This is a genomic window from Streptomyces sp. NPDC017993 (genome assembly GCF_044328065.1).
GTDB lineage: Bacteria > Actinomycetota > Actinomycetes > Streptomycetales > Streptomycetaceae > Streptomyces.
Window position 1 is genome coordinate 183,223 of sequence record NZ_JBIRGO010000002.1, and the last position, 19,579, is coordinate 202,801.

The 19,579-nt window shown below is 66.8% G+C and carries 20 protein-coding genes and 1 riboswitch; of the genes, 8 read left to right on the top strand and 12 right to left on the bottom strand.

Annotated features, from left to right (window positions below; translation table 11 throughout):
* Positions 1-131 precede the first annotated feature (131 nt).
* From ACH4FH_RS03860 to ACH4FH_RS03875, 4 genes are all read right to left on the bottom strand, one after another.
* A complete protein-coding gene (locus ACH4FH_RS03860) occupies positions 132-1,619 on the bottom strand; it encodes a replication initiator (RefSeq protein WP_398554126.1) in 1,488 nt (495 codons plus the stop codon).
* A gap of 128 nt (positions 1,620-1,747) precedes the next feature.
* The gene (locus ACH4FH_RS03865; RefSeq protein WP_398554127.1) at positions 1,748-2,491 is read right to left on the bottom strand and encodes a DUF2637 domain-containing protein; all 744 of its coding nucleotides are present in this window, start codon (positions 2,489-2,491) and stop codon (positions 1,748-1,750) included.
* A 31-nt stretch (positions 2,492-2,522) separates the two neighbouring features.
* On the bottom strand, positions 2,523-3,878 hold the full coding sequence (locus tag ACH4FH_RS03870) for an FtsK/SpoIIIE domain-containing protein (RefSeq protein WP_398554128.1): 1,356 nt from the start codon (positions 3,876-3,878) through the stop codon (positions 2,523-2,525).
* A 232-nt stretch (positions 3,879-4,110) separates the two neighbouring features.
* Complete coding sequence (locus tag ACH4FH_RS03875; RefSeq protein ID WP_398554129.1) at positions 4,111-4,467, bottom strand: hypothetical protein; 357 nt, start codon at positions 4,465-4,467, stop codon at positions 4,111-4,113.
* A gap of 261 nt (positions 4,468-4,728) precedes the next feature.
* Here ACH4FH_RS03875 and ACH4FH_RS03880 point away from each other — a divergent pair, with 261 nt between their 5' ends.
* Complete coding sequence (locus tag ACH4FH_RS03880) at positions 4,729-5,193, top strand: GntR family transcriptional regulator (RefSeq protein WP_398554130.1); 465 nt, start codon at positions 4,729-4,731, stop codon at positions 5,191-5,193.
* Positions 5,194-7,120: 1,927 nt separating this feature from the next.
* Here the strand turns inward: ACH4FH_RS03880 and ACH4FH_RS03885 are convergent.
* The 3 genes from ACH4FH_RS03885 to ACH4FH_RS03895 all read right to left on the bottom strand — a co-directional run bounded on the left by ACH4FH_RS03885 (position 7,121) and on the right by ACH4FH_RS03895 (position 9,295).
* Positions 7,121-7,762, bottom strand: a complete 642-nt coding sequence (locus tag ACH4FH_RS03885; protein ID WP_398554131.1) for a hypothetical protein — start codon at positions 7,760-7,762, stop codon at positions 7,121-7,123.
* Complete coding sequence (locus ACH4FH_RS03890; protein ID WP_398554132.1) at positions 7,755-8,000, bottom strand: hypothetical protein; 246 nt, start codon at positions 7,998-8,000, stop codon at positions 7,755-7,757. The genes ACH4FH_RS03885 and ACH4FH_RS03890 overlap by 8 nt, the downstream gene beginning before the upstream one ends.
* An 881-nt stretch (positions 8,001-8,881) precedes the next feature.
* The gene (locus ACH4FH_RS03895) at positions 8,882-9,295 is read right to left on the bottom strand and encodes a DUF6415 family natural product biosynthesis protein (RefSeq protein WP_398554133.1); all 414 of its coding nucleotides are present in this window, start codon (positions 9,293-9,295) and stop codon (positions 8,882-8,884) included.
* A gap of 167 nt (positions 9,296-9,462) precedes the next feature.
* On the opposite strand from ACH4FH_RS03895, the gene ACH4FH_RS03900 reads away from it, so the two are divergent.
* The 4 genes from ACH4FH_RS03900 to ACH4FH_RS03915 all read left to right on the top strand — a co-directional run bounded on the left by ACH4FH_RS03900 (position 9,463) and on the right by ACH4FH_RS03915 (position 12,298).
* The gene (locus ACH4FH_RS03900; protein WP_398554134.1) at positions 9,463-10,731 is read left to right on the top strand and encodes a helix-turn-helix transcriptional regulator; all 1,269 of its coding nucleotides are present in this window, start codon (positions 9,463-9,465) and stop codon (positions 10,729-10,731) included.
* A 3-nt stretch (positions 10,732-10,734) separates the two neighbouring features.
* A complete protein-coding gene (locus ACH4FH_RS03905) occupies positions 10,735-11,100 on the top strand; it encodes a hypothetical protein (RefSeq protein WP_398554135.1) in 366 nt (121 codons plus the stop codon).
* A gap of 399 nt (positions 11,101-11,499) precedes the next feature.
* Positions 11,500-11,892 carry a copper chaperone PCu(A)C gene (locus ACH4FH_RS03910; RefSeq protein WP_398554136.1) on the top strand — a complete coding sequence of 131 codons (393 nt, stop codon included), beginning with the start codon at positions 11,500-11,502 and terminating at the stop codon, positions 11,890-11,892.
* Between the two features lie 28 nt (positions 11,893-11,920).
* Positions 11,921-12,298 carry a hypothetical protein gene (locus tag ACH4FH_RS03915; protein WP_398554137.1) on the top strand — a complete coding sequence of 126 codons (378 nt, stop codon included), beginning with the start codon at positions 11,921-11,923 and terminating at the stop codon, positions 12,296-12,298.
* Between the two features lie 156 nt (positions 12,299-12,454).
* On the opposite strand, the gene thiC is transcribed toward ACH4FH_RS03915, so the two are convergent.
* Positions 12,455-14,257 (bottom strand): phosphomethylpyrimidine synthase ThiC, encoded by a 1,803-nt coding sequence (gene thiC / locus ACH4FH_RS03920; RefSeq protein ID WP_398554138.1) that lies wholly within the window; start codon positions 14,255-14,257, stop codon positions 12,455-12,457.
* Positions 14,252-14,409, bottom strand: a riboswitch (TPP riboswitch). Its footprint overlaps the gene before it by 6 nt.
* A gap of 69 nt (positions 14,410-14,478) precedes the next feature.
* On the opposite strand from thiC, the gene ACH4FH_RS03925 reads away from it, so the two are divergent.
* Positions 14,479-15,864 (top strand): YibE/F family protein, encoded by a 1,386-nt coding sequence (locus ACH4FH_RS03925; protein WP_398554139.1) that lies wholly within the window; start codon positions 14,479-14,481, stop codon positions 15,862-15,864.
* 83 nt (positions 15,865-15,947) lie between these two features.
* Here the strand turns inward: ACH4FH_RS03925 and ACH4FH_RS03930 are convergent, their stop codons facing one another.
* From ACH4FH_RS03930 to ACH4FH_RS03945, 4 genes are all read right to left on the bottom strand, one after another.
* Positions 15,948-16,370: an SsgA family sporulation/cell division regulator gene (locus tag ACH4FH_RS03930; RefSeq protein WP_398554140.1), complete on the bottom strand. Its 423-nt coding sequence runs from the start codon at positions 16,368-16,370 to the stop codon at positions 15,948-15,950.
* Between the two features lie 104 nt (positions 16,371-16,474).
* Entirely contained in the window at positions 16,475-17,245 is a 771-nt protein-coding gene (locus ACH4FH_RS03935) for an IclR family transcriptional regulator (protein WP_398554399.1), read from the bottom strand.
* A 472-nt stretch (positions 17,246-17,717) separates the two neighbouring features.
* Positions 17,718-17,954 carry a DUF5326 family protein gene (locus ACH4FH_RS03940; RefSeq protein ID WP_398554141.1) on the bottom strand — a complete coding sequence of 79 codons (237 nt, stop codon included), beginning with the start codon at positions 17,952-17,954 and terminating at the stop codon, positions 17,718-17,720.
* 205 nt (positions 17,955-18,159) lie between these two features.
* Positions 18,160-18,477 carry a cupin domain-containing protein gene (locus ACH4FH_RS03945; RefSeq protein WP_393893003.1) on the bottom strand — a complete coding sequence of 106 codons (318 nt, stop codon included), beginning with the start codon at positions 18,475-18,477 and terminating at the stop codon, positions 18,160-18,162.
* 48 nt (positions 18,478-18,525) lie between these two features.
* On the opposite strand from ACH4FH_RS03945, the gene ACH4FH_RS03950 reads away from it, so the two are divergent.
* The gene (locus ACH4FH_RS03950) at positions 18,526-18,903 is read left to right on the top strand and encodes a phage holin family protein (protein ID WP_398554142.1); all 378 of its coding nucleotides are present in this window, start codon (positions 18,526-18,528) and stop codon (positions 18,901-18,903) included.
* Positions 18,896-19,528 carry a low molecular weight protein-tyrosine-phosphatase gene (locus tag ACH4FH_RS03955; protein WP_398554143.1) on the top strand — a complete coding sequence of 211 codons (633 nt, stop codon included), beginning with the start codon at positions 18,896-18,898 and terminating at the stop codon, positions 19,526-19,528. The genes ACH4FH_RS03950 and ACH4FH_RS03955 overlap by 8 nt, the downstream gene beginning before the upstream one ends.
* Positions 19,529-19,579: the final 51 nt, after the last annotated feature.

Here is a 19,579-nt window from a genome sequence, read left to right on the forward strand (position 1 = left end):
AAGGATTTCCCCCATGCGGCGAAGCTGAGCGTCACCGAGTGGTGGAGCATCGCGCAGGCAGCGTTCAATCCAGGCGTCCACAGCGGCTTCATCGCACGTCATCGAAGGCGTGCGGGTTTCGGTCGTGCTAGTCACTGCCACAGCTCTCCTTCAGTCTTGGTGCGGTCGGCGGCTTGTCGGGCTTGGTGGATGTCGTGGCGTGTCTGGGCTGCCAGGAGTTCTTCGCCGGGGCGGTAGCCGGAGGTGAGGTAGGCCCAGGAGGATTCGGTGAGGAGAGTGGTGCTTCCCTCGGGCTGGTCTTGGCCGGCCTCGGTGTGGGCTTGTGCGGTGCGCCAGGCTTTTCGTACGTCGCGTAGGGCGCCGAGGGTGGTGGAGTAGCGGCGGGATTTGGTGGAGAAGTGGCCGCGGAATCCGAGCATGTGCGCCCATTTCCAGAGCTTGAGGTCCGCGAATTCTGGGAGGTGTCCGAGTGCCCAGGCGGTGCGGATCATCTGGCGGACGTGGCGCTGTACGCGGAGGTTCGGGAGGGGTTCGGCCTGTCCGGTGCCGTCGCAGTCGGCGCACAGGTCCGGCAATCCGTCGGGGCCCCGGTAGCCACGTCCGCCGCAGGGGGCGCAGATGAGGGAGCGGTCTACGGTGCCGGAGTCTTCGGCGCTTTTGGTGGCGTACTTGGCGACGTAGCCCGCGACGGCCTTGTCAGTGAGTTCGCCGTCCCCAAGTGCAGTGATCTCGCGGACATCGAGGCGGTCACCCCAGCGGATTTCGCGGTCTCCAGTGTGGTCGGAAGCCACGGTGAGACGGGCGCGCGTGTCCTTGTTGGCGGTCTCATCGGCTGCATTGGTGACTGTGGCGTTCTCGATCGCAGCCTTGAGGGCGTCGATGGTGGCCCAAGGGGGCGGGGGCTCGGTGCTGCCTTCGGGGCCGTCAAGGCGGATCACAGCGTGGAAGTGGACGAGGCCGCGCTGTTGGTATTCGGCGACCTTGGCGAAGGAGATACGCAAGGCGGCGTTCAGGGCCTTTTGCGTCATGTTGAGGTAGGCGGCCAGGGCGCGGCGGATGTAGGTGGTGGTCCGTGCCCACAGGGCACCTGCGTGGGCGTTCCAGAGCACGGCGCCCGTGTAGTCGTAGCTGGACGGGCGCAGGGGCGTGCCCAACTCCGGTGCGTCTTTGTCGTGTTGGGTGCCGCATGCGCAGCGGGGCTTGTTGGCGCGGATGTTGTGGACGGGGCCGAAGGAGGGGGCGGTGAGGGTGGCGAAGACGCGGGGGTGGGTGCGGACGGTTTCAGGGACGGTCTTGCCGCCGGAAAGGCCGGCTTTGATCAGGTGGTAGGTGTCGGCGGCGTAGACGCGGGAGCAGGACGGGCAGCGCGAGGCGCGGCGGTTGCCGCAGGTGGTCAGGAGGCGGCCGGTCGGTTCATCAGCGGTGCTGTAGGAGCGCAGGACGGTACGGGTGGCGGCATCAAGGGTGGTGGTGTGGCCGACGAGGTTGACGGGCCGGGTGCATCCGGCAACGCGGTCCACCTGTTCGGTGACGCGGTCGAAGTCGTCGAGGTTGGCCAGTTCGATCAGGTCCCGCACGGCGAGGCTCTTCACGTGGCGCAGGTCGAGCATGCGGGGCATGGGGCTGTCCTTTCCTTTGGGAAGGGGGCCCCGAGCAGCACCGGACAGGGGTGTGGTGCTGCTCGGGGCATGGCGAACCGAGCCCGGTAGGGCAGGGCGGGGGAAGTTGCCGGGAGGCCGGCAGAGGGTCAGGCGGTCAGCGCCTGGTGTGCAGCGGCGGCCAGCGGGAGGCCAACGCCGAGTCGGGCTTTGAGCTGGGCGGCCGTGATGGGCTCGCTGTGCTCGGCCTGGTGGGATGCCGCGATCTTGCGCGCTTCCTCCAGCAGCGGAGCAGGCACCGGAGCCGAAGCCACAGGGTCCTCTACCGCTCTTGCCGCAGCCACGACCGGAGCCGGGGCCGGGGCCGGGGCGGGAGTCGGCTCGGGCACAGGGGCCGGAGCCATGTCCGCAGGTTCCGGAGCCGGAGCCGGTTCGCTAACCGGGGCCGGGGCCGGGGTGGTGGCGGCGGAAGCCGGGGCCGGGGCCGGCTGTGTCACGGTGTGGAAGTGGCGCAGGAGCTGGGGACCGACTGCTCCCCAGCCGAGGAGGAGCAGGGGTGCTACCGCGTCCACAGCGGCGCGGCCCCAGTGGTGGGCGATGAGGGGTTCGGCGATGTTGAGGGCCAGGGTCAGCAGTCCGGACAGGTGCATCAGCCGGGAGGCGGATTTCATCTGTTCGGCCTGGATGCCGCGCAGGGAGAGGTAGCGCAGGGCGACCAGGAGACCGACCACCGACAGATCCACCATGGGGGCGATCAGCGGTGCGACGGGGCGGGGGACGCCCAGGCGCAGGGCCAGGGACCAGACGTTGCCGAAGGAGAAGACGAACGCCAGGGCAGCGATGACGGCCATAATCACGGTCACGGTGCGCTGGGTGATCCGGTCCTCAGACATCAGGGTTCACCTCCTTCCAAGTGCTGTCCGATCAGGGGGTCTTGGTGAGCATGGCCCTCTTGATTGCGCTGCCGGGGAGCTGTGCGTTCAGGAGGTCTGCCGGGTTACGGGTCAGGTGGGCGGTGTTGGTTGCGATCGACGCGGCGTGTGCGTCGTCCACGAGCGGAGTGCGCAGGCGGGTGAAGCCGGGGCGTCCCTGCAAGGCCATGGAGGCGACGCCGACGTAGGCGGGGTCTTGCAGGTTGACCGGGTTGGCGTCGGGCCAGTTGCGGATGTCGTCGCCCAGGGCGGCAACGGAGGCTTCGGCGGTCTTCTGGGCGAAGCTCAGGCCCACCGGGCACACGTCCCGAATGAACGTCGGGATCGCGTCTCCGGTGCTCTTCTGGGTGGCGAGGATGACCACGATGCCGACGCTGCGACCCTTCTTGACCAGGTCCTCCACGAGCCGGGCGTTCTCCGCAGCCAGGCCGGCCAGCTTCTTGGTCTCGGCGTCGCCGCCCTTGTAGTCACGGAAGTAGGTGTGCGCCTCATCGATGATCAGCACCGTGAGCGGCCAGTTCGCCGAGGGGCCGACCTGCCACATGTTCTTCACGCCCAGGACTGCCTTGATACTGGCCGAGCGGTCGCGGCGCAGCTGCACAAGCCGCTTGAACAGCTCGTTAGCCGCTTCCAAGTCGTCGCCAACGAAGTCGAACAGCCGGTGCATCAGATCGGCGTAGTCGCCCTCATAGGCGGCCGATACCTTGCCGTCCGCTACCGCGAACTGGATCTGCGGCGCGGGTGCGCAGTCGCAGATGAACCGGTTGATCAGCGAGGTCTTGCCGTAGCCGGGCAGGCCGGCCACCGTCACCCCGGGCACATTGCTCAGCGCCACCGTCACCGGCTGGGCGTACTCATCCACCCCTAGATGCCACGTCGCCAGTTCCTCCGGCACCTCACCGGTAGGGACATGCTCGGTTGGGGTGGTCAACGGATCGACACGTACGCCACGGATGACGACCTGCCCAGGCCCGTCCGGCAAGACAGAGACACGCACGCAGCGCCAGGCATCAGCGAGGAACGGCGCGGCCTTTTGGAACTGCTCCAGGCTGACCTTGGGCAGGCAGTTCGCCCGCGCCACGACCCCGAACCGGTCCGGCTTGACCTTCAATGCCGGAGTGAGCACCCGCGGCTTGGGCGGCTTGTCGGCGTCGGCGGTAAAGGCGGCCAGAGCGGTGGGCATCTTGTCCGTGACGGACAGTCCGGCCATCTGCGCGAAGCGCTTCCAGCTCCGCCGCACACGGATCGCCTGACGCATGCTGGCCCGCATCATGCTGTCGGCTGCGATGTAGCGGCCCAGCCACACGGCGGCTATGACCGTGAAGACGGTCAGCACCAGCACCGCCACCACCGGGGCGTAGGTGGCGAGTTCGTTCACTGTCATGGCTACTTCCGTTCTTCGTAGAGGAAGCCCCACAGGGCCATTTCAAGCTCGCCCCACTCGAAGACGTGGGACAGCGACGGGTAGCCATGGGCGACCAGCAAGGCAGCTACCTGGTTGATCAGCTCTTCACTGAAACGGGGGTCGGGGGTGGGGGCTGGGACCGGATAAGCCCGATCCCAGCCCGGAATGAAGTCCCTCACTCGCCCGGCTCCGGCGCCTGATCCAGCACCAGAGCGGCGGCGCGGTAGGCCACGCCCGAGGACACCTGACCGTTGAACAGGTTGGCCCAGGGGTTGGCGACCAGGTCCACGGTCTTGACCGGCATACCGGGCTTGAGACCGTCGGGCAGACCCGACTGCGGAACGGTGACCTTCAGCGCCTCAGCGCGCTCACCCTCCATCAGGAAGATCATCACCGTGTACAGCGGGGAGCCGGTCTCACGGTCAACGGCGCGCTCGCCCTTCTCCTGGTCCGTCCACTTCGCCACCGGCAGAGCACCAGCCATGAGCTGGGTCTCGGGCAGCAGTCCGACGCGGATGCTCGTGCGAGCCATCTGTTTCTCCCTTTCGTTCGCCGGCCGCACCGTGCGGCTGGCGTGACACAAGTAGCACCTCGAACGCTCTAGAGCAGTCAAGAACGAATCAGAGCGATCCAGAGCACTTTTTATCTGAGGGTGCCCGTTCGGGCGGTGGATGGTGGGGCCGAGGGTGGGAGGGAAGCGCGGCCGCTTGCCGTGGCTGGATCACGGCAGGCGCGGCGGTCCCGGAGTACTGCAGGCTGTCCAGACCGGTCTAGAGCGGGCTACTCTCGCGGTATGAGCATGCCGACAGACCACCCGTTGCCGCCGTACCAGCTGGCGGCCGGCAAGCTGCGCAAGCAGATCCAGGAAGGGAAGCTGAAGCCTGGTGACCGGCTCCCCTCCTCACGGGAGCTGCGCACGGAACTCGGCATCGCGAACGCCACCGTCCACAGCGCGCTACGGGTGCTGCGGGATGAGGGGCTGGTCTACTCCGTCCCCAATCGCGGCACCTACGTCAGCGCCCCCGGCACGGACCAAACCGGCGAGTTCAAGATCGAGCACACCGCGCCCGCCTGGTACAGCGCAGCCAAGGAGCAGGCCGCCTCCGGCAATGAGGCGGCCTCCTCTCCCGTGACCGACGCCCTGGCGCAGACCTTGGAGCAGTTGAACCAGGTGGCAGCGGAAGTCGCAGCTCTCAAGCAGCACGTCGCGACTCTTGAGGACAAGGTCGATCAGCTAGAGCGGAAAGACGCTCGCTGACCCGACCGGCACGCTCCCGCACCTGCGTCATCTCCCGATTCAACTGCGCAGCCGTCTGGGCTATCTCGGCCAGCAGCTTCAGATCCGTCTCGTTCACCGCGCACATCCCCGTCTCGCCTGTCATTTCGTCTCCACCCCAGTTAGCGCCCATGCCCTTACCGCCCCGCTCACCGAATCCGCCCTGTGAGGTAACGGAAACGGCACAACCGCCCTGGTAAGCGCCGTGGTAAGCCCCCGGAAGCCCTGGTAAGCACAGTCCCGCTCACCACACACCGGCGCTCGGCCTCGCATCTGGCACCACCTTGCAGGCCGCGCACAACAGCCCCAGCGGCATTTCCCGCCCAGCGGCCGGCACCCTTGCGGAAACCCGTCATGCGGGAAGCAATCCGCACCCATGTCCCGCACGGCGGAACCCTTCTGCACGCACCGCTCCCCGCGTACATGGCGCACTCCTCCACTTCCTCGGGCCCACACGCGAGCAGGCACCCCGGCCGATCCTCACCACACCAACCGGTCCCGGATTTCCCCAGTCCGGCATCCCGCGCCGCTCCGGCCCCTCTCTGACCAGCACATCACCGCTGTCGGACACCTCCTCGTAAGGCCAAGCCATCGGCCGCACTCGCCGCTCCCTTCTTTGTCCTCACTAGGACCAAGTGCGGAAAACAGGCCCCATGTGACATGTGTGGCGCAAGTCACAGCAGCTAGTCCTCTCCGTTCGAGGTGTCGTCCGAAGCGAGATTCATGGTCCGGAGATTCGCCGGTTGGGCCAGCCGGTGATCGTCGGCTATGTTGCGCCGCTTCCCGCGCAGTTCTCCGGGGCTACATACAGAGAAAGGGGATCGAAAAAGCGCCGGATGTGACACCGCCCCGAAAAAGTGACCTGGATCACCCTCCCTCGATTCCGTCTTCCTTGGCACGAACACCGCTGCGGGCAATCCCTTCACGGAAGGCGGACACCTCCATCTGTGGACAACGTTTCGGCGGCCGGCAGAGCGAGGAGCGGAGCCCGGAACGGGCAGCGCGCAGCGCACAACCCGTGCGGCAACCGGCCGGGAGCACACGCATCTTGTGCAGGGAGTCGCGGACAACTCGAACCGCGCTCGCTGGAAGTCGGCATGTAGGAACTCTCTTCCGGAATGCCTGTGGATAGATTTTGACGATCTGCCAGACAGACCCGCATGAATCAGCTCAATCCAGGGCAATCAGGGGTGCTGGCGGCATGGGCGAGGTAGCAGCGACGGAACGCTTCGCAGAAGCGGCCAAGGAGGAGCGGCAGCCGAGCTGTTCAAAGTTTCTTTACTGGATCAAGGCGGCCCGCTACGCGGGCCGCGCGCGCTGGCGGCCGAAGGCCGCCGACGCTCCTGTCTACCGCCCCGCTCCGGCAGCCCCCGGCAGCTCAGCGCGCAAGGACAGCGAGCATTCCGACAGACCCCGCGAAGCAACCCGACCAGCCCGAAGCAGCACCACCAGGCCGACACCACGACGCGATCCACGCAGGCACCACGACCAGGCGCACGCGACCAGCAACCAGGCCGCGCCGAATCCGCGGTGATGCCCCGCAGTTCCCGGGCCAATCCAAAACAGAGCAGCGTGGCGCAGGCCGGATCGGGCGTGCGTGGCACACGTGACGGGTGCTTCCCACAGCGCGAGCGCATCGTGGCTGACTTTCCGTGGCTCAGGCGGAACAACCCACCAACCCCTACCGCCCGTCCACCCCGCCGCCTCACCAGTCCGAACAGCCTCACCACTCCCTCTCGCCACCCAACAGAGGCGAAGCCGCCCGAACGTGCGCACGACAACAGCCCCGGTACCATCGGCACCAGGGTTCTGAAGAGGAACTCTCCGACCGGACCGCCCGCGTGCTTCCAGGCTCAGGGGGCGGTCCGGTCTCAGTTGTCGTCAGGCCGGCATCTCCGGCGAGGCCGGATCAGTCAGCAAGTCCACCGCCGACAACGGTCACGTTGCGCAGTTCGCGGTAGAGGCGCGAGGCAAGCAACCCTCGGAGATTCGGGTCACCGAAGGGCAAGAGCGAATCATGCTCGTGCGTCCTCCAACCGTCGGCGGTCAGCGTGTAGGGCGTGCCGGAGACGCCCCACAGGCGAGGCGTCCACACCCTGAGCACGAGGACCTCCGTGCTCCTGAGGTGCGGGCATTCCTCCATGGACAAGCGGACATGGGCATCGCACAACGGCGGCATGGCCGTCAAGGATCGCTCCGGCCAGGTCGGCGGGTCCTGGGGCTTACGCCAGTCCAGGAACAACCAACCGTCCTTGTTCTTGGACGCCGGGCCCCCACACACCTGGCACTTCATCGCATACATGGCGATGTACTGGCGCCCCGGATGCATGCTGTCGAACTGCGGCCGGCCCACACCGCGTGCCTCCTCGATCCGCCCCCACAACACGTCACCGCTGCCGGCACGGTCTTCCGGACACTCATTCCTGTAGCCCAGCCTTGGCTCACCTCGCCCAAGCTGAACCACCAACTCATCTTCGAATCCCGCCACTTCACCAGACCATGAAGCGACATACGGCACCATCGACGGCTTACGAATGGGGCACTCAGCCACTTGCCTCTCCCTCGCCATCCGCGCTCCCTTGTTCCTCGTTCTGCCCACCGGCAAATCTCCCCTCCTCATGCAGGCCCTCCAGCGCCGAGCGCAGCAGTCCCAAGGCGTCAAGCAAGTCGAGGCAATCGCTGCGGTCCCGCGCGGTCCGGCACACCAGGGATGTCGCCGCCTCGACCTCACCGGCAGTGAACCCCCGCGCCAGCGGCAGGAAGTCGACCGGAACATTCGGCCTCACCATCAAGCCCCCACCCGTACGTCACGGCTGGTCCGGGACCACTCAGCGATGCTCAACGCCTTGGGCGGCGTGGCTATGGTCATGCCGCGTTCCTTTCGATCAGGCCAAAGGGAGTCGGGTGGGGCGCCGGCCCCTCTCGGGGGTGAGGGACCGGCGCATTGCCTGCCCGGCCGATTGCCAGGGCGTTCGGGCAGACACCGTGGCCGCCGACCTGCCCCTACGAGCGCGGGATGCCAGAGGGCGGACAGCGGAGTTTGGTGACCCGGCGGCCGGGCGGGAGAAGGGAGGGTTCACCGCCCGGCCGCCGGGGGCTAGAGGATGCTGCGGAGTCCTCAGTGGAGAGACGCCCAAGCGCCATGTGTCGAGGTAGGGCCCTGTGACCAGTGATGACGGCCGATCACGGCACACCTCCGTCCGGGTCCACCGCATCCAGCAGGATGCGCACGTTCTGAGCCATCGCCACCATGGGCAAGTCGGTATAGCCGTACAGAGCTTCGGTGAGCTCCTTCACGGCCAGGGCCACACCCTCACAAGCGCAGGCACAAGGACGAGCCCTCACGATCGGCACCAGCACCGCCGCATGGGCCCGCAGCTTTGCCCGTAGGCGCCCATCCAACGGCCGAGTGGGATCCAGCACCGCGCGGACACTCTGACGGGGCACCGTCCAGTCCCAGCGCATCAGCGGACCTCCCCACTGGGCCCGATACCGTCCGACTGCGTTTCGAACGGCTCCGCGCCCGGCTGAGAGACAGGGACAGGGGCGGCCTGGACGGATGTGTCTGCGATCTGCACGCCCAGCAGGCCGAAGGTAGCGAGGGAGCCGAGACCCCAGACAACGGACAGCACACCGTCAACTGTCGGCTTCGGAAGCGCATGCCGGCCGCTCATCCGTCCGCCCCCTGAGCACCGGAGTTCTCCAGGAGGAACCGCAAGGTGTAGCCGAGACGCTGCACCTGCGACGCGGCCGACTGCAACCCAGAGCCCAGCCCCCGACACACCTCGTACGGAACCGAGTCCAGCTTGGCCCGCTTCCCGTACCACGCCGCCGTGCCATGGTTCAGACCGTCAATCCGAGCCGCCGCCAGCGGCCTCAGCACCTCAATGTGCTTCAGCAGTACCTGATGCAACTCACACAGCTCTGCGTACGGAGGCAACGCCGAAAACTCGGGGAGCGCCCGGACGATGGCGGTCTTGACCTCATCAACATTTGCCGAGCGCTCGGTAGCTTCCTTGAGGAGGTTGTCCAAGCGAACCGGGGCTTGCTCACGCTCACTCGATCCCAGGCTCTGCGTTCCCATGGCTGCACCCCTTGATGGCGTCGACCAGTCCCATGTAGCTGACACCGTCAAGGGAACCGCGATGAGTTGGAGCTCTCCACAGCATCCATGAGGCAGTCTTGATGCACATCAGATGCACCGTGGTGCACCCCCGCCTAGCAGGCGATGAAAGCGGGAAGGGGCCCAGCATGGGTCTTGCTGAACGGCGAAAAGTCCTGGGCTACAGTCAGGAGTCGTTTGCGCATGCCCTCGGCGTTGACCGCACGACGGTCGGCCGCTGGGAGAACGGAAAGACCGCACCTCAGCCGCCGTTACGACCGAAGCTGGCCGAGATACTGCAAGTCGACCTCGCCGAACTTGACGCCCTGGTGGCCCAGCCACAAGCCACCCCCCAGGAGCCCGCAGGGTCGGCGCCAAGGGCTCACAACGGTTCAGGGGACACCGACGACATGATCCGACGCGAATTCCTGCGTGCGATTGCCATAACCGGTGCTCTTGCCGCGCTACCCGATGACGAAGCCGACGCGAACAGCGAGGCAGTGCGCCGAGGCGCCTCCACTGACTTCCTGCGCATGAACAGCCACCTCTGGCAGGTCTACCAGCTCGCTCGCGCAAAGAGGTCTGTGTACCCCATCGTTCGTGAGCAGTTGGCAGCCCTCAACGAGTCGATGCATGGACGCTCACCCTCAGAGGTCCAGGTTCTCTGCGGAGCTGCCGGCGACCTCTTCCAGCTAGCCGGAGAACTGGCCTTCGACAACAACCGCTACGCAGACGCAGCAGCGTCCTACACACTCGCCGCATCAGCTAGCAAAGACTCAGGGTCGTTCGACCTCTGGGCATGCGCACTCGTCCGGCATGCATACGTCGATGTGTACGAGCACCGGTATAGAGAAGCCGCCGGAATTCTGTCGGCCGCCGAGAGGGTCGCCAAGCGCGGCGATAGCTCCCTGTCGACACGCCACTGGGTCGCCTCTGTACAGGCCGTGGCCCATGCCGGCCTTGGCGACTTGAATGGCTGCGAACGCGCTCTAGACGAAGCAGACAAGGTGCAGGAGCTTGCTGGCCCAGGCCACAACGGCGGGTGGTTGCGCTTTGACGGATCGCGGCTAGCAGAGGACCGCGGGGCGCGCTACGTGCAGCTTGGACGGCTCGACCTCGCCGAGAAGGCTCTGCAGAGCGCCCTTAAGCAAGAAGCCCTCGCTGAAGGCCAGTCGTTCCGACGCCGAGGCGCCGTGCTTACCGACCTCGCTGCGATCGGAGCAAAGCGGCGTGACCTTGAGCAAGTAGTCACGTTCGGCGGCCAGGCCGTACAACTCGCCAGGGAATCTTCCTCCGGCTACGTCGCCCGTAGACTCCGGGACCTGCGAGCCGAATTTGGCCCCTTGGTCCGCGATGGGCGCGTGGCCGAGCTGGGAGCCGAGATCGACGCACTGAGCACTGTGCGAGGAGAGGGGTAGAACATGTCACAGACCGAGGGCGCCCGGCTGTTCCGGGAAACGTGGATCGCTGGCGTACGCGAGCACTTCCCCGGCGAGCCGAAGGCCGGCTATGTCACTCCCTGGGAGGACACCCCCGACTGGGAACGCCAGGCTGCGGCTGCCGTATACGAGCAGGTCCGACAGTTTCTCGAAGTGAGCGCGGGCCACGCGTCGAGACTGACACGCGAGCAAAAGGGCCGGTTCGTCGCGACGTGCTGGACAGCCCAAATGTTCAAGCACTTCGAGGACCCGAAGCCCGGCTACGTCGCCGACTGGCCCGAGCTGCCGGACTGGCAGAAGGAAACCGACTCCGACATCTTCGAGGCCATCGACAAGTCCTTGGGCTGACGGTCTGACGTCAACCTTGAGCACGCACGAGGCTGACGCCATAGTGCTTTGACCGGCAACGTTTGCCGGGTTGGCGGTGCATGGCGCCAGGACCGCTCGGATGCGGGTGAGCGTAAGGGCCGCTGGCCGCGATCGGCGGAGGCTGAGTCCGGGGATCGCCCAACTATGCGGGCGAACGAGGAATCGCTGCGGCATGTGATCCATCAGTTCAACGAGATCGGCCTAGCTTGCCTGGCCGGTCGGTGGGCTGGGACGTCTCTGAAGGCGATTCCTGCGGTAGGTGCAGGGGCTCGCCACCGGATCGGATGATCTTCCGCGCACAACCTATTGCGTGATCGGGCGAATGCATAGCGTGTTCACCGGGTGGGGTCGAGGGACCCCACGAAAGGGAGCACATCAATGACGCCGAAATCCACCGACATCACACCTGCGGAGAAGAGCTACTGGGTCCGCTGGCTGCCGAACGCTCTACCCGCCGCCGGCTACGTCACCCTGAAGAACTCCTCCGACCAGAGCTTCGACGTCACCAAGATCAAGAGCCCCGACTACAAGGACATCTCGATCTATCAGACCGTCGTCGACAGCGAGAGCTCGAAGATGGTCAAGGTCGACAAGTTCACCATCCCCGCCAAGGGCGAGTTCGCGCTCGTACCGGGCAAGTACCACATCATGTTCCAGAAGCCGACTCACCTGATCACCCCGGGCGACAACGCCCGCGTCATCTTCTTCCTGAGCGACGGCAAGGTCTTCAAAATGCGGATGCCCGTCCGTACCTCCCCCGAGCTGTACTGACCCGCCGACGCCACCAGGAGACCCCAACATGACCGCATACCACCTCGACCTCGGCAACAACCACGCCGAAGCGCTCGACTCCGTCACCAAGCTCACCCTCATCAACAACGACCTCGATATCGACGCCTTCCTCACCTCCAACCCCAACGCCCCCGTACCCCTGTGGGGCAACGTGGTCCTCACCCGCGGCGACGTCCGCCACCCGGCCACCACCACCTGGGTCGAGGACGTCGAGAACACCGACACCCACCAGGACGTCGTCCTCATCGCCGGAGACCCCGCCAACCCCGCCTCCCGCCGCATCCGCCTCACCGACGCCTGGGCCAGCGCCAGTTACCACCTCGACGAGGACGACGACCCCGACGCCTTCCTCATCAGCTTCGCCGACATCACGATCGAGAAGTAACAGCGCAGCGGACCAAGTGTCCGCAGAAGGACCCGGCCAGACGGGCACGTGGCGCGGTGGCCGCCGTCGTTCTCTCGATCACGGTGAGAAGGGGCCTGCCTCCTCACTCAGGCGTCCCCGAGCACATATGCCCGGGGACGCTGAGACGTCAGAAGATCAGTCAGCAATAGGCAGGTAGACCCTGTTGCCCGATGCCGCGAACTCCTTCGACTTGGCGAGCATCCCCGCTTGAACCTCATCATCGCTGGTCACAGCGAGATCAGGGGCAAATTGCTCTGTGATGCTTCTACTAATCTTCATGGAGCAGAACTTCGGGCCGCACATCGAGCAGAAGTGGGCCGTCTTCGCCGGCTCCGCGGGCAGCGTCTGGTCGTGGAAGGACCGGGCGGTGTCCGGGTCGAGGGCCAGGTTGAACTGGTCCTCCCAGCGGAATTCGAAGCGGGCGTCGGACAGCGCGTCGTCCCATTCCTGGGCGCCGGGGTGGCCCTTGGCGAGGTCCGCCGCGTGAGCCGCGATCTTGTAGGTGATGACGCCGGTCTTGACGTCGTCGCGGTCCGGTAGGCCCAGGTGCTCCTTGGGCGTGACGTAGCAGAGCATCGCGGTGCCCCACCAGGCGATCATCGCGGCGCCGATACCGGAGGTGATGTGGTCGTAGGCAGGCGCGATGTCGGTGGTCAGCGGGCCGAGCGTGTAGAACGGCGCCTCTTCGCAGATCTCCTGCTGGAGGTCGATGTTCTCCTTGATCTTGTGCATCGGGACGTGTCCCGGGCCTTCGATCATCGTCTGGACGCCGTGCCGCTTGGCGATGGTGTTCAGCTCGCCGAGGGTGCGCAGCTCGGCGAACTGCGCCTCGTCGTTGGCGTCCGCGATGGAGCCGGGACGCAGGCCGTCACCGAGGGAGTAGGTGACGTCGTAGGAGGCGAGGATCTCGCAGAGTTCCTCGAAGTGGGTGTAGAGGAAGGACTCCTGGTGGTGCGCCAGGCACCAGGCGGCCATGATCGATCCGCCGCGCGAGACGATGCCGGTCTTGCGGCGGGCCGTGAGGGGCACGTAACGGAGCAGCACACCGGCATGCACCGTCATGTAGTCGACGCCCTGTTCGGCCTGCTCGATGACGGTGTCCTTGTAGATCTCCCAGGTCAGCTCCTCGGCCTTGCCGTCGACCTTCTCCAGTGCCTGGTAGAGGGGAACGGTGCCGATGGGGACGGGGGAGTTGCGCAGCACCCACTCGCGGGTGGTGTGGATGTTGCGGCCGGTGGACAGGTCCATGACCGTGTCGGCGCCCCACTTGGTAGCCCAGGTCATCTTGTCCACCTCCTCCTCGATCGAGGAGGTGACGGCGGAGTTGCCGATGTTGGCGTTCACCTTCACCAGGAAGTTCTTGCCGATGATCATCGGCTCGATCTCCGGGTGGTTGATGTTGACCGGCAGCACCGCACGGCCGGCCGCGATCTCGTCGCGGACGAACTCCGGCGTGACGTTCTCGCGGACGGCGACGTACTCCATCTCCGCGGTGATCTCGCCGCGCTGCGCGTACGCGAGCTGGGTGACCGCCGCGCCGTCCCGGCCGCGGCGCGGCTGCCGGGGCCGGCCGGGGAAGACCGCGTCGAGGTTCTTGAGGCCGCCGCGCGGCGAGGTGTGCTTGAGGCCGTCGTCCTCGGGCCGCAGCGGACGGCCCGCGTACTCCTCGGTGTCACCGCGGGCGATGATCCAGTTCTCCCGCAGCGGCGCGAGGCCGCGTCGGACGTCGGTTTCGATATTGGGGTCGGTGTACGGCCCTGACGTGTCGTAGAGCGTCACGTCCTTGCCGTTGGTGAGGTGCACCTTCCGGACCGGGACCCGAAGGTCGGGCCGCGAACCGGAGACATAGCCCTTGTGCCAGCCGATCGTCGGCTCGGCGCCGTCGCCGGAAAGGCCACCGGCACCGTTTTCGGGCGTGCGTGCATCCTGCAGAGTCATGTAGACCCAACTCCCTACGCCGGCATTACCCGGTAACAGGTTCGGCGGTCGACGCAGCGATCTTCCGTGGGTTGCGTCCCGGCGTCTGCCGGACGTCCCGCGGAGGTCAGCGCCCTCTCAGCCCGGTGCTCCGAGCTCCCGCGATTGCAAAGTGCCACCACGGTAGCGGCCGATGTGGCGTGGTGGCCAGGGGGCCCCTGCGTTCTTGCGATGATCGGGCGGTGAGCAGCCAGGAGCCCCATACGCATAGCCACGCGCACGGCCACGCGCCTGCCGCGCCCGTATCCCGCCATCTGCGGAAGGTCATCGCGGCCGTTCTGATCCCGTTCGCCGCCGCGGTGGTCGTCGGTCTGGCCGTGCTCTGGCCGGGCGGCGCACCGGCGCACAAGCCGTCCGGTGTGGGCTTCGACCAGCCCACGGAGCAGGCGACGGTGCTCAAGGTGGACAAGGTGAACTGCGCCGATGTCAACGCCGAGCAGCAGCCGCAGCCCACGCCACCGCCGGGGCAGCAACCGGGCGGAGGATCGACGACCGGCAAGGACTGCGACCAGGTGACGATCAAGGTCACCACCGGCGAGAACGCCGGGCGGACCTTCCAGACGGTGGTGACGCCGGACGCCTCGCGGCACTACACGACCGGGCAGGACGTGGTGGTCGCGTACTCCCCCAACGCGCCCAAGGACCTGCAGTACTCGGTCAGCGACGTCGACCGGAGCTTCCCGATGTGGGTGCTGGCCGGGATCTTCGCGCTCGCGGTGGTGGCCGTGGGACGCCTGCGCGGAGTGCTCGCGCTGGTGGCGCTGCTGGCGAGCTTCGGCGTGCTGACGCTGTTCATCCTCCCGGCCATCCTGCAGGGCTCCAATCCGCTGGTGGTGGCGGTGGTCGGGGGCAGCGCGATCATGCTGATCGCGCTGTACATGTGCCATGGGCTGACGGCCAGAACATCGGTGGCAGTGCTCGGGACGCTCGCCTCACTGCTGCTGATCGGCCTGCTCGGGTCGGTGTTCATCGGCTGGGCACTGCTGACCGGCAACACCGACGACACCACCGGACTGGTGCACGGCCTGTACCCGGACATCGAGATCCGGGGCCTGCTGCTGGCGGGGATCATCATTGGTTCGCTGGGTGTGCTCGACGATGTGACGGTGACCCAGACCGCCGCGGTCTGGGAGCTGAAGGAGGCGAATCCGTCGGCGGGTTGGCGCACGCTCTACAGCGCGGCGATGCGCATCGGACGGGATCACATCGCGTCCGTCGTCAACACCCTGGTGCTGGCCTACGCGGGCGCCGCCTTGCCTTTGCTTTTGCTGTTCTCGATCGCACAGAGCGACGTGGGGACCGTCGCCACGAGCGAGGTGGTGGCGGAGGAGATCGTGCGCACGCTGGTAGGCAGCATCGGGCTGGTCGCCTCGGTGCCGCTGACGACGCTGCTCGCGGCGATGGTCGTCTCCGCGGACCGCAAGGGGCACAGCGCGGCAGCACCGGGCGCCGAACCGGATGCCGGCTCCTCCGCGCCAGGGGCTGCCGACGGCTTCGGGGCGCGGCAGAGCGCCGCGCGGGGCCGGTCCGGACGGCGCGGGTCGCGGGGCAGGCGACGAAAGCAGTGAGAGGGCCGGCACGGCCCGGTCGCCGGGGAAGTGCGGTCGGCGTGGTCGGCGGGGCATGACCGACTGGGCCGGCCCTTCGGGGGTCAGCCGGCCGGCGCCTCCGTGAGGATCCGGTCCAGTACGGCCTCCAGCGTGTCGAAGACCTCTTCCTTGCCGAGCGGTACCAGCCGGTCCGTGCGGTCCAGGAAGGCGACCAGCGGGGGCGCGCTGACCCGGAACAGAGCCTTCTCGGCGCCGACCTGGAGACTGATGAAGATGTCGCTGAGGTGCTCCGCGGAGGACGGTTCGATGCGCACATCGCCCTCACCGGACGGCCGGCTCAGCCCGTCCAGAAGCAGTTCGCGGCTGAAAGCCCATGTCACGGGCACATCGCCGGGGAGATCGAAGGTGAGCCGGACGGCGTACGGATCGGCGCTGTCGAAGTCCAGCTCCACCGGGATCCGGAACGCGAGCTCCTCCGAGACGAGGAAGCTCATGATCACTTCTGCCTGAACTGTGTCGGTCATCAACCACTGCCCCGCACTTGATCGGAGATGGCCGGGAATCGTCCCCCGAAGCCCTATTGACGCCATCGTCTGTCACGTGCAAGCAGATCACAAGGAGTGAGTTTTCAGATACTGATAGAGAAGGCGAGTGTCGTTAGTGTCGCCTCCGCCATTTTCCGTAGTCGGTTCGTCACGTTACGCAATCGATGCAGCTCGGCCACGGGAAGGGAAACAGCCAAGGCGGCAGCGGCAGCGCCGACCTGGATGGGGATCGCCGCGCAGACGGTGCCCAGGGCATATTCCTGATGCTCGAAAGCGACTTGGCCGCGACGCACCGTATGCAAACGGTGCAGCAGATCGTCCTCTGATCGCACGGAAAATGGCGTTATCGACTGCACCGGATATCGGGACAAATGCTCCTTCCGGGAGTTTTCGTCCAACTGCGCGAGCAGGCACTGGCCGATCGCATGTGCGTGTGCGGTGGTGCGGAAGTCCACCCACTCCTCAACCGGCGGCCGGCCCGGCTCATCGGTCACCGCCACGACCTCCACTTCACCCTCGCGGTAGACGGCGAAGTAGACGGCGGCGCCCAATTCCCGTCCGGCGAGGGCCAGCGCCTCGGCGATATGGGCGCGCTGCCGGCGCCGGGCACCGACCTGGCCGATGGCCTCGGCCGCCTCCCCGAACACGAAGACGCCGTTCTCGCGGCGCAGATATCCCTCGTGGGTCAGGGTCCGCAGCAGGTGATAGGTCGTCGGGAGGGGAAGCCCGATCTCCCGGGCGAGTTGCTTTGCGGGCGCTCCGTCGGGGTGCGCGCCCACGGCCTCCAGTAGACGGAGTGCGCGCTGCACCGATCCGATCAGCGTGGGGTGAGAAGCGGATTCGCCGTTCACAATTGCCAACGCCAGCCCCCAGGTTCTGTCCCCATGGGGCACGGAGCCCCGTCGCGGGACCCTCTCCCGCGCCGCGCGCGTCTCCCAGCGCCCCGTCGGCGACGCCCCTTCGGCCGCCGCTCCCGGTATTTTCCGGAACTTCACCGTCCGGAAGACGCCTGCGCTTCGCACTCTAGCCGGGCCGATCGGAGCCGTACGCCAAATGGCTTGCGAGTTAACTCGCCTGGCGCACTTGTTGACCGTCCGTGACACGACGGAGCGGTGCAGGGTCGCCTCGTGAACGGCGAAGGACATCGGGGGAAAACGCGGAACGCCCCACTCCGGGTGACGGGTTGGGGCGTTCGGTGAGGACGTGGGGGCGCCGTTGGTGAGGGCGCGGGCCGTGGTGAGGGCGGCCCGTGGGGGGCAGGCGTGCCTGGGGCGGGCGGCGCCTATCGGAACGGGCGCGGCCTGTGCTGCGGGTCGGACGAGGGCTCTACCACTCGCTCTTCGACGAGGACGAGGAGGACGAGGAGGACGAGCCGCTGAATCGGCGTACGAGGTAGATGACTCCGGCGATCAGCGCTGCCGCGATCAGGACCTTGAACAGCAGGCCGATCAGGAAGCCGACCGCGGAGGCGATCAGTCCGCCGAAGACGACGATGAGGATGACGGGCACCACGACCCAGGTGACCCACCACGGAAGCCCTGCGAATATCCCCTTACCAGCCACTGCTCTGCCCTGCTTTCTGTCTGTCTCGTCGACCTGTCGCGTCGATCTGTCGCCTGGATGGCACCGTTCACGTACCGCGCGTCCGCCGCGTCGCGTCTCCGGTTCCCCCTTCACCGTCGATGCTAGGGCGCCGCCCGCCGCTGTGGGGGCCTCGCAGCCCCGGCCCGTCCCTGACCCTTCCCCTACGGGTCGTGGGGCCCGGCCCTCAGCTCTCGGGCGGAGAGAAGACCACCATCACCCGGAGGTCCTCGCTGATGTGGTGGAACTTGTGGGCCACCCCGGCCGGCACGTAGACCACGCTGCCGCGCGCCACCGACTGCGTCTCCATCCCGACCGTGATCGCCGCCCGGCCGCTGACCACGAGGTACACCTCGTCCTGGGCGTGCGGCTGCTGCGGGTCCGTGCTGCCGGCGTCCAGCGCGTACAGACCGACCGACATGTTGCGTTCCCGGAGGAACTGCAGATACGCGCCGTCATTCGCGGCCCGCTCCGCTTCCAGTTCTTCCAGTCTGAAAGCCTTCATGCCGTTCGCACCCCTCGATGATTCAGACTCGTCTGCGACGATCTCACCATGAAGAATTTTCTGGTCAAGACGCTCGCCAACGCCGCGGCACTCGCCGTAGCGGTCTGGCTGCTCAAGGACATCACGCTGACCGGCAACAACACCGGTCGCACGATCCTGACACTGGTCCTGGTCGCGTTGATCTTCGGGCTGGTCAACTTTGTCGTCAAGCCCGTGGTGAAACTGCTCTCCTTCCCGCTTTTCATCCTCACGCTCGGCCTGATCACTCTGGTCGTGAACGCGCTGATGCTGCTGCTCACTTCCTGGCTCGCCGAGAAAGCCGATCTCGCCTTCCGTGTGGACGGCTTCTGGACCGCGGTGCTCGGCGGCGTGATCATTTCGATAGTTTCCTGGGCAATGCACATGATCCTTCCCGACAATGACTGACCAGCCGCAGGCTCCTTTCCGCGTCTGCTTCGTCTGCACCGGCAACATCTGCCGTTCGCCGATGGCCGAGTCCGTCTTCCGCGCCCGGGTCGCGGAAGACGGGCTGGCCGGCCTGGTGGAAGTCGACAGTGCGGGCACCGGGGGCTGGCACGAGGGCGACGGCGCCGACCCGCGCACCGTTGCCGTGTTGCGCGCGGCCGGCTATGCGCACGAACACACGGCGAGGCAGTTCCAGGCCGCCTGGTTCGACCACCTCGACCTGGTGATCGCGCTCGACTCCGGTCATCTGCGCGCGCTGCGTCGCCTGGCTCCCACCGCACGGGACGCCGCCAAGGTGCGACTGCTGCGCTCCTACGGGGCCGCAGGCGCGTCGAACAGCACAGCAGGATCGGGTGAATCGGGCGAAATGGCAACAGACCTGGATGTTCCTGATCCTTACTACGGCGAGTTCGCCGGCTTCGAGGAATGCCTGGAAATGGTCGAGGCGGCGAGCGACGGTCTGCTGGAAGCGGTCCGCTCGACAGTCACGGCGGACACGGCGAACGCCCCGGAGTCACGCACCTCCGGGATCGACGACTCCGGCAATGCCAATTGCCCGTCATTGCCGGCAAACCACCACGCATGACCACCAAACTGACCCATCGCCACCGAAATACTCGCAATACCCGTAACACCT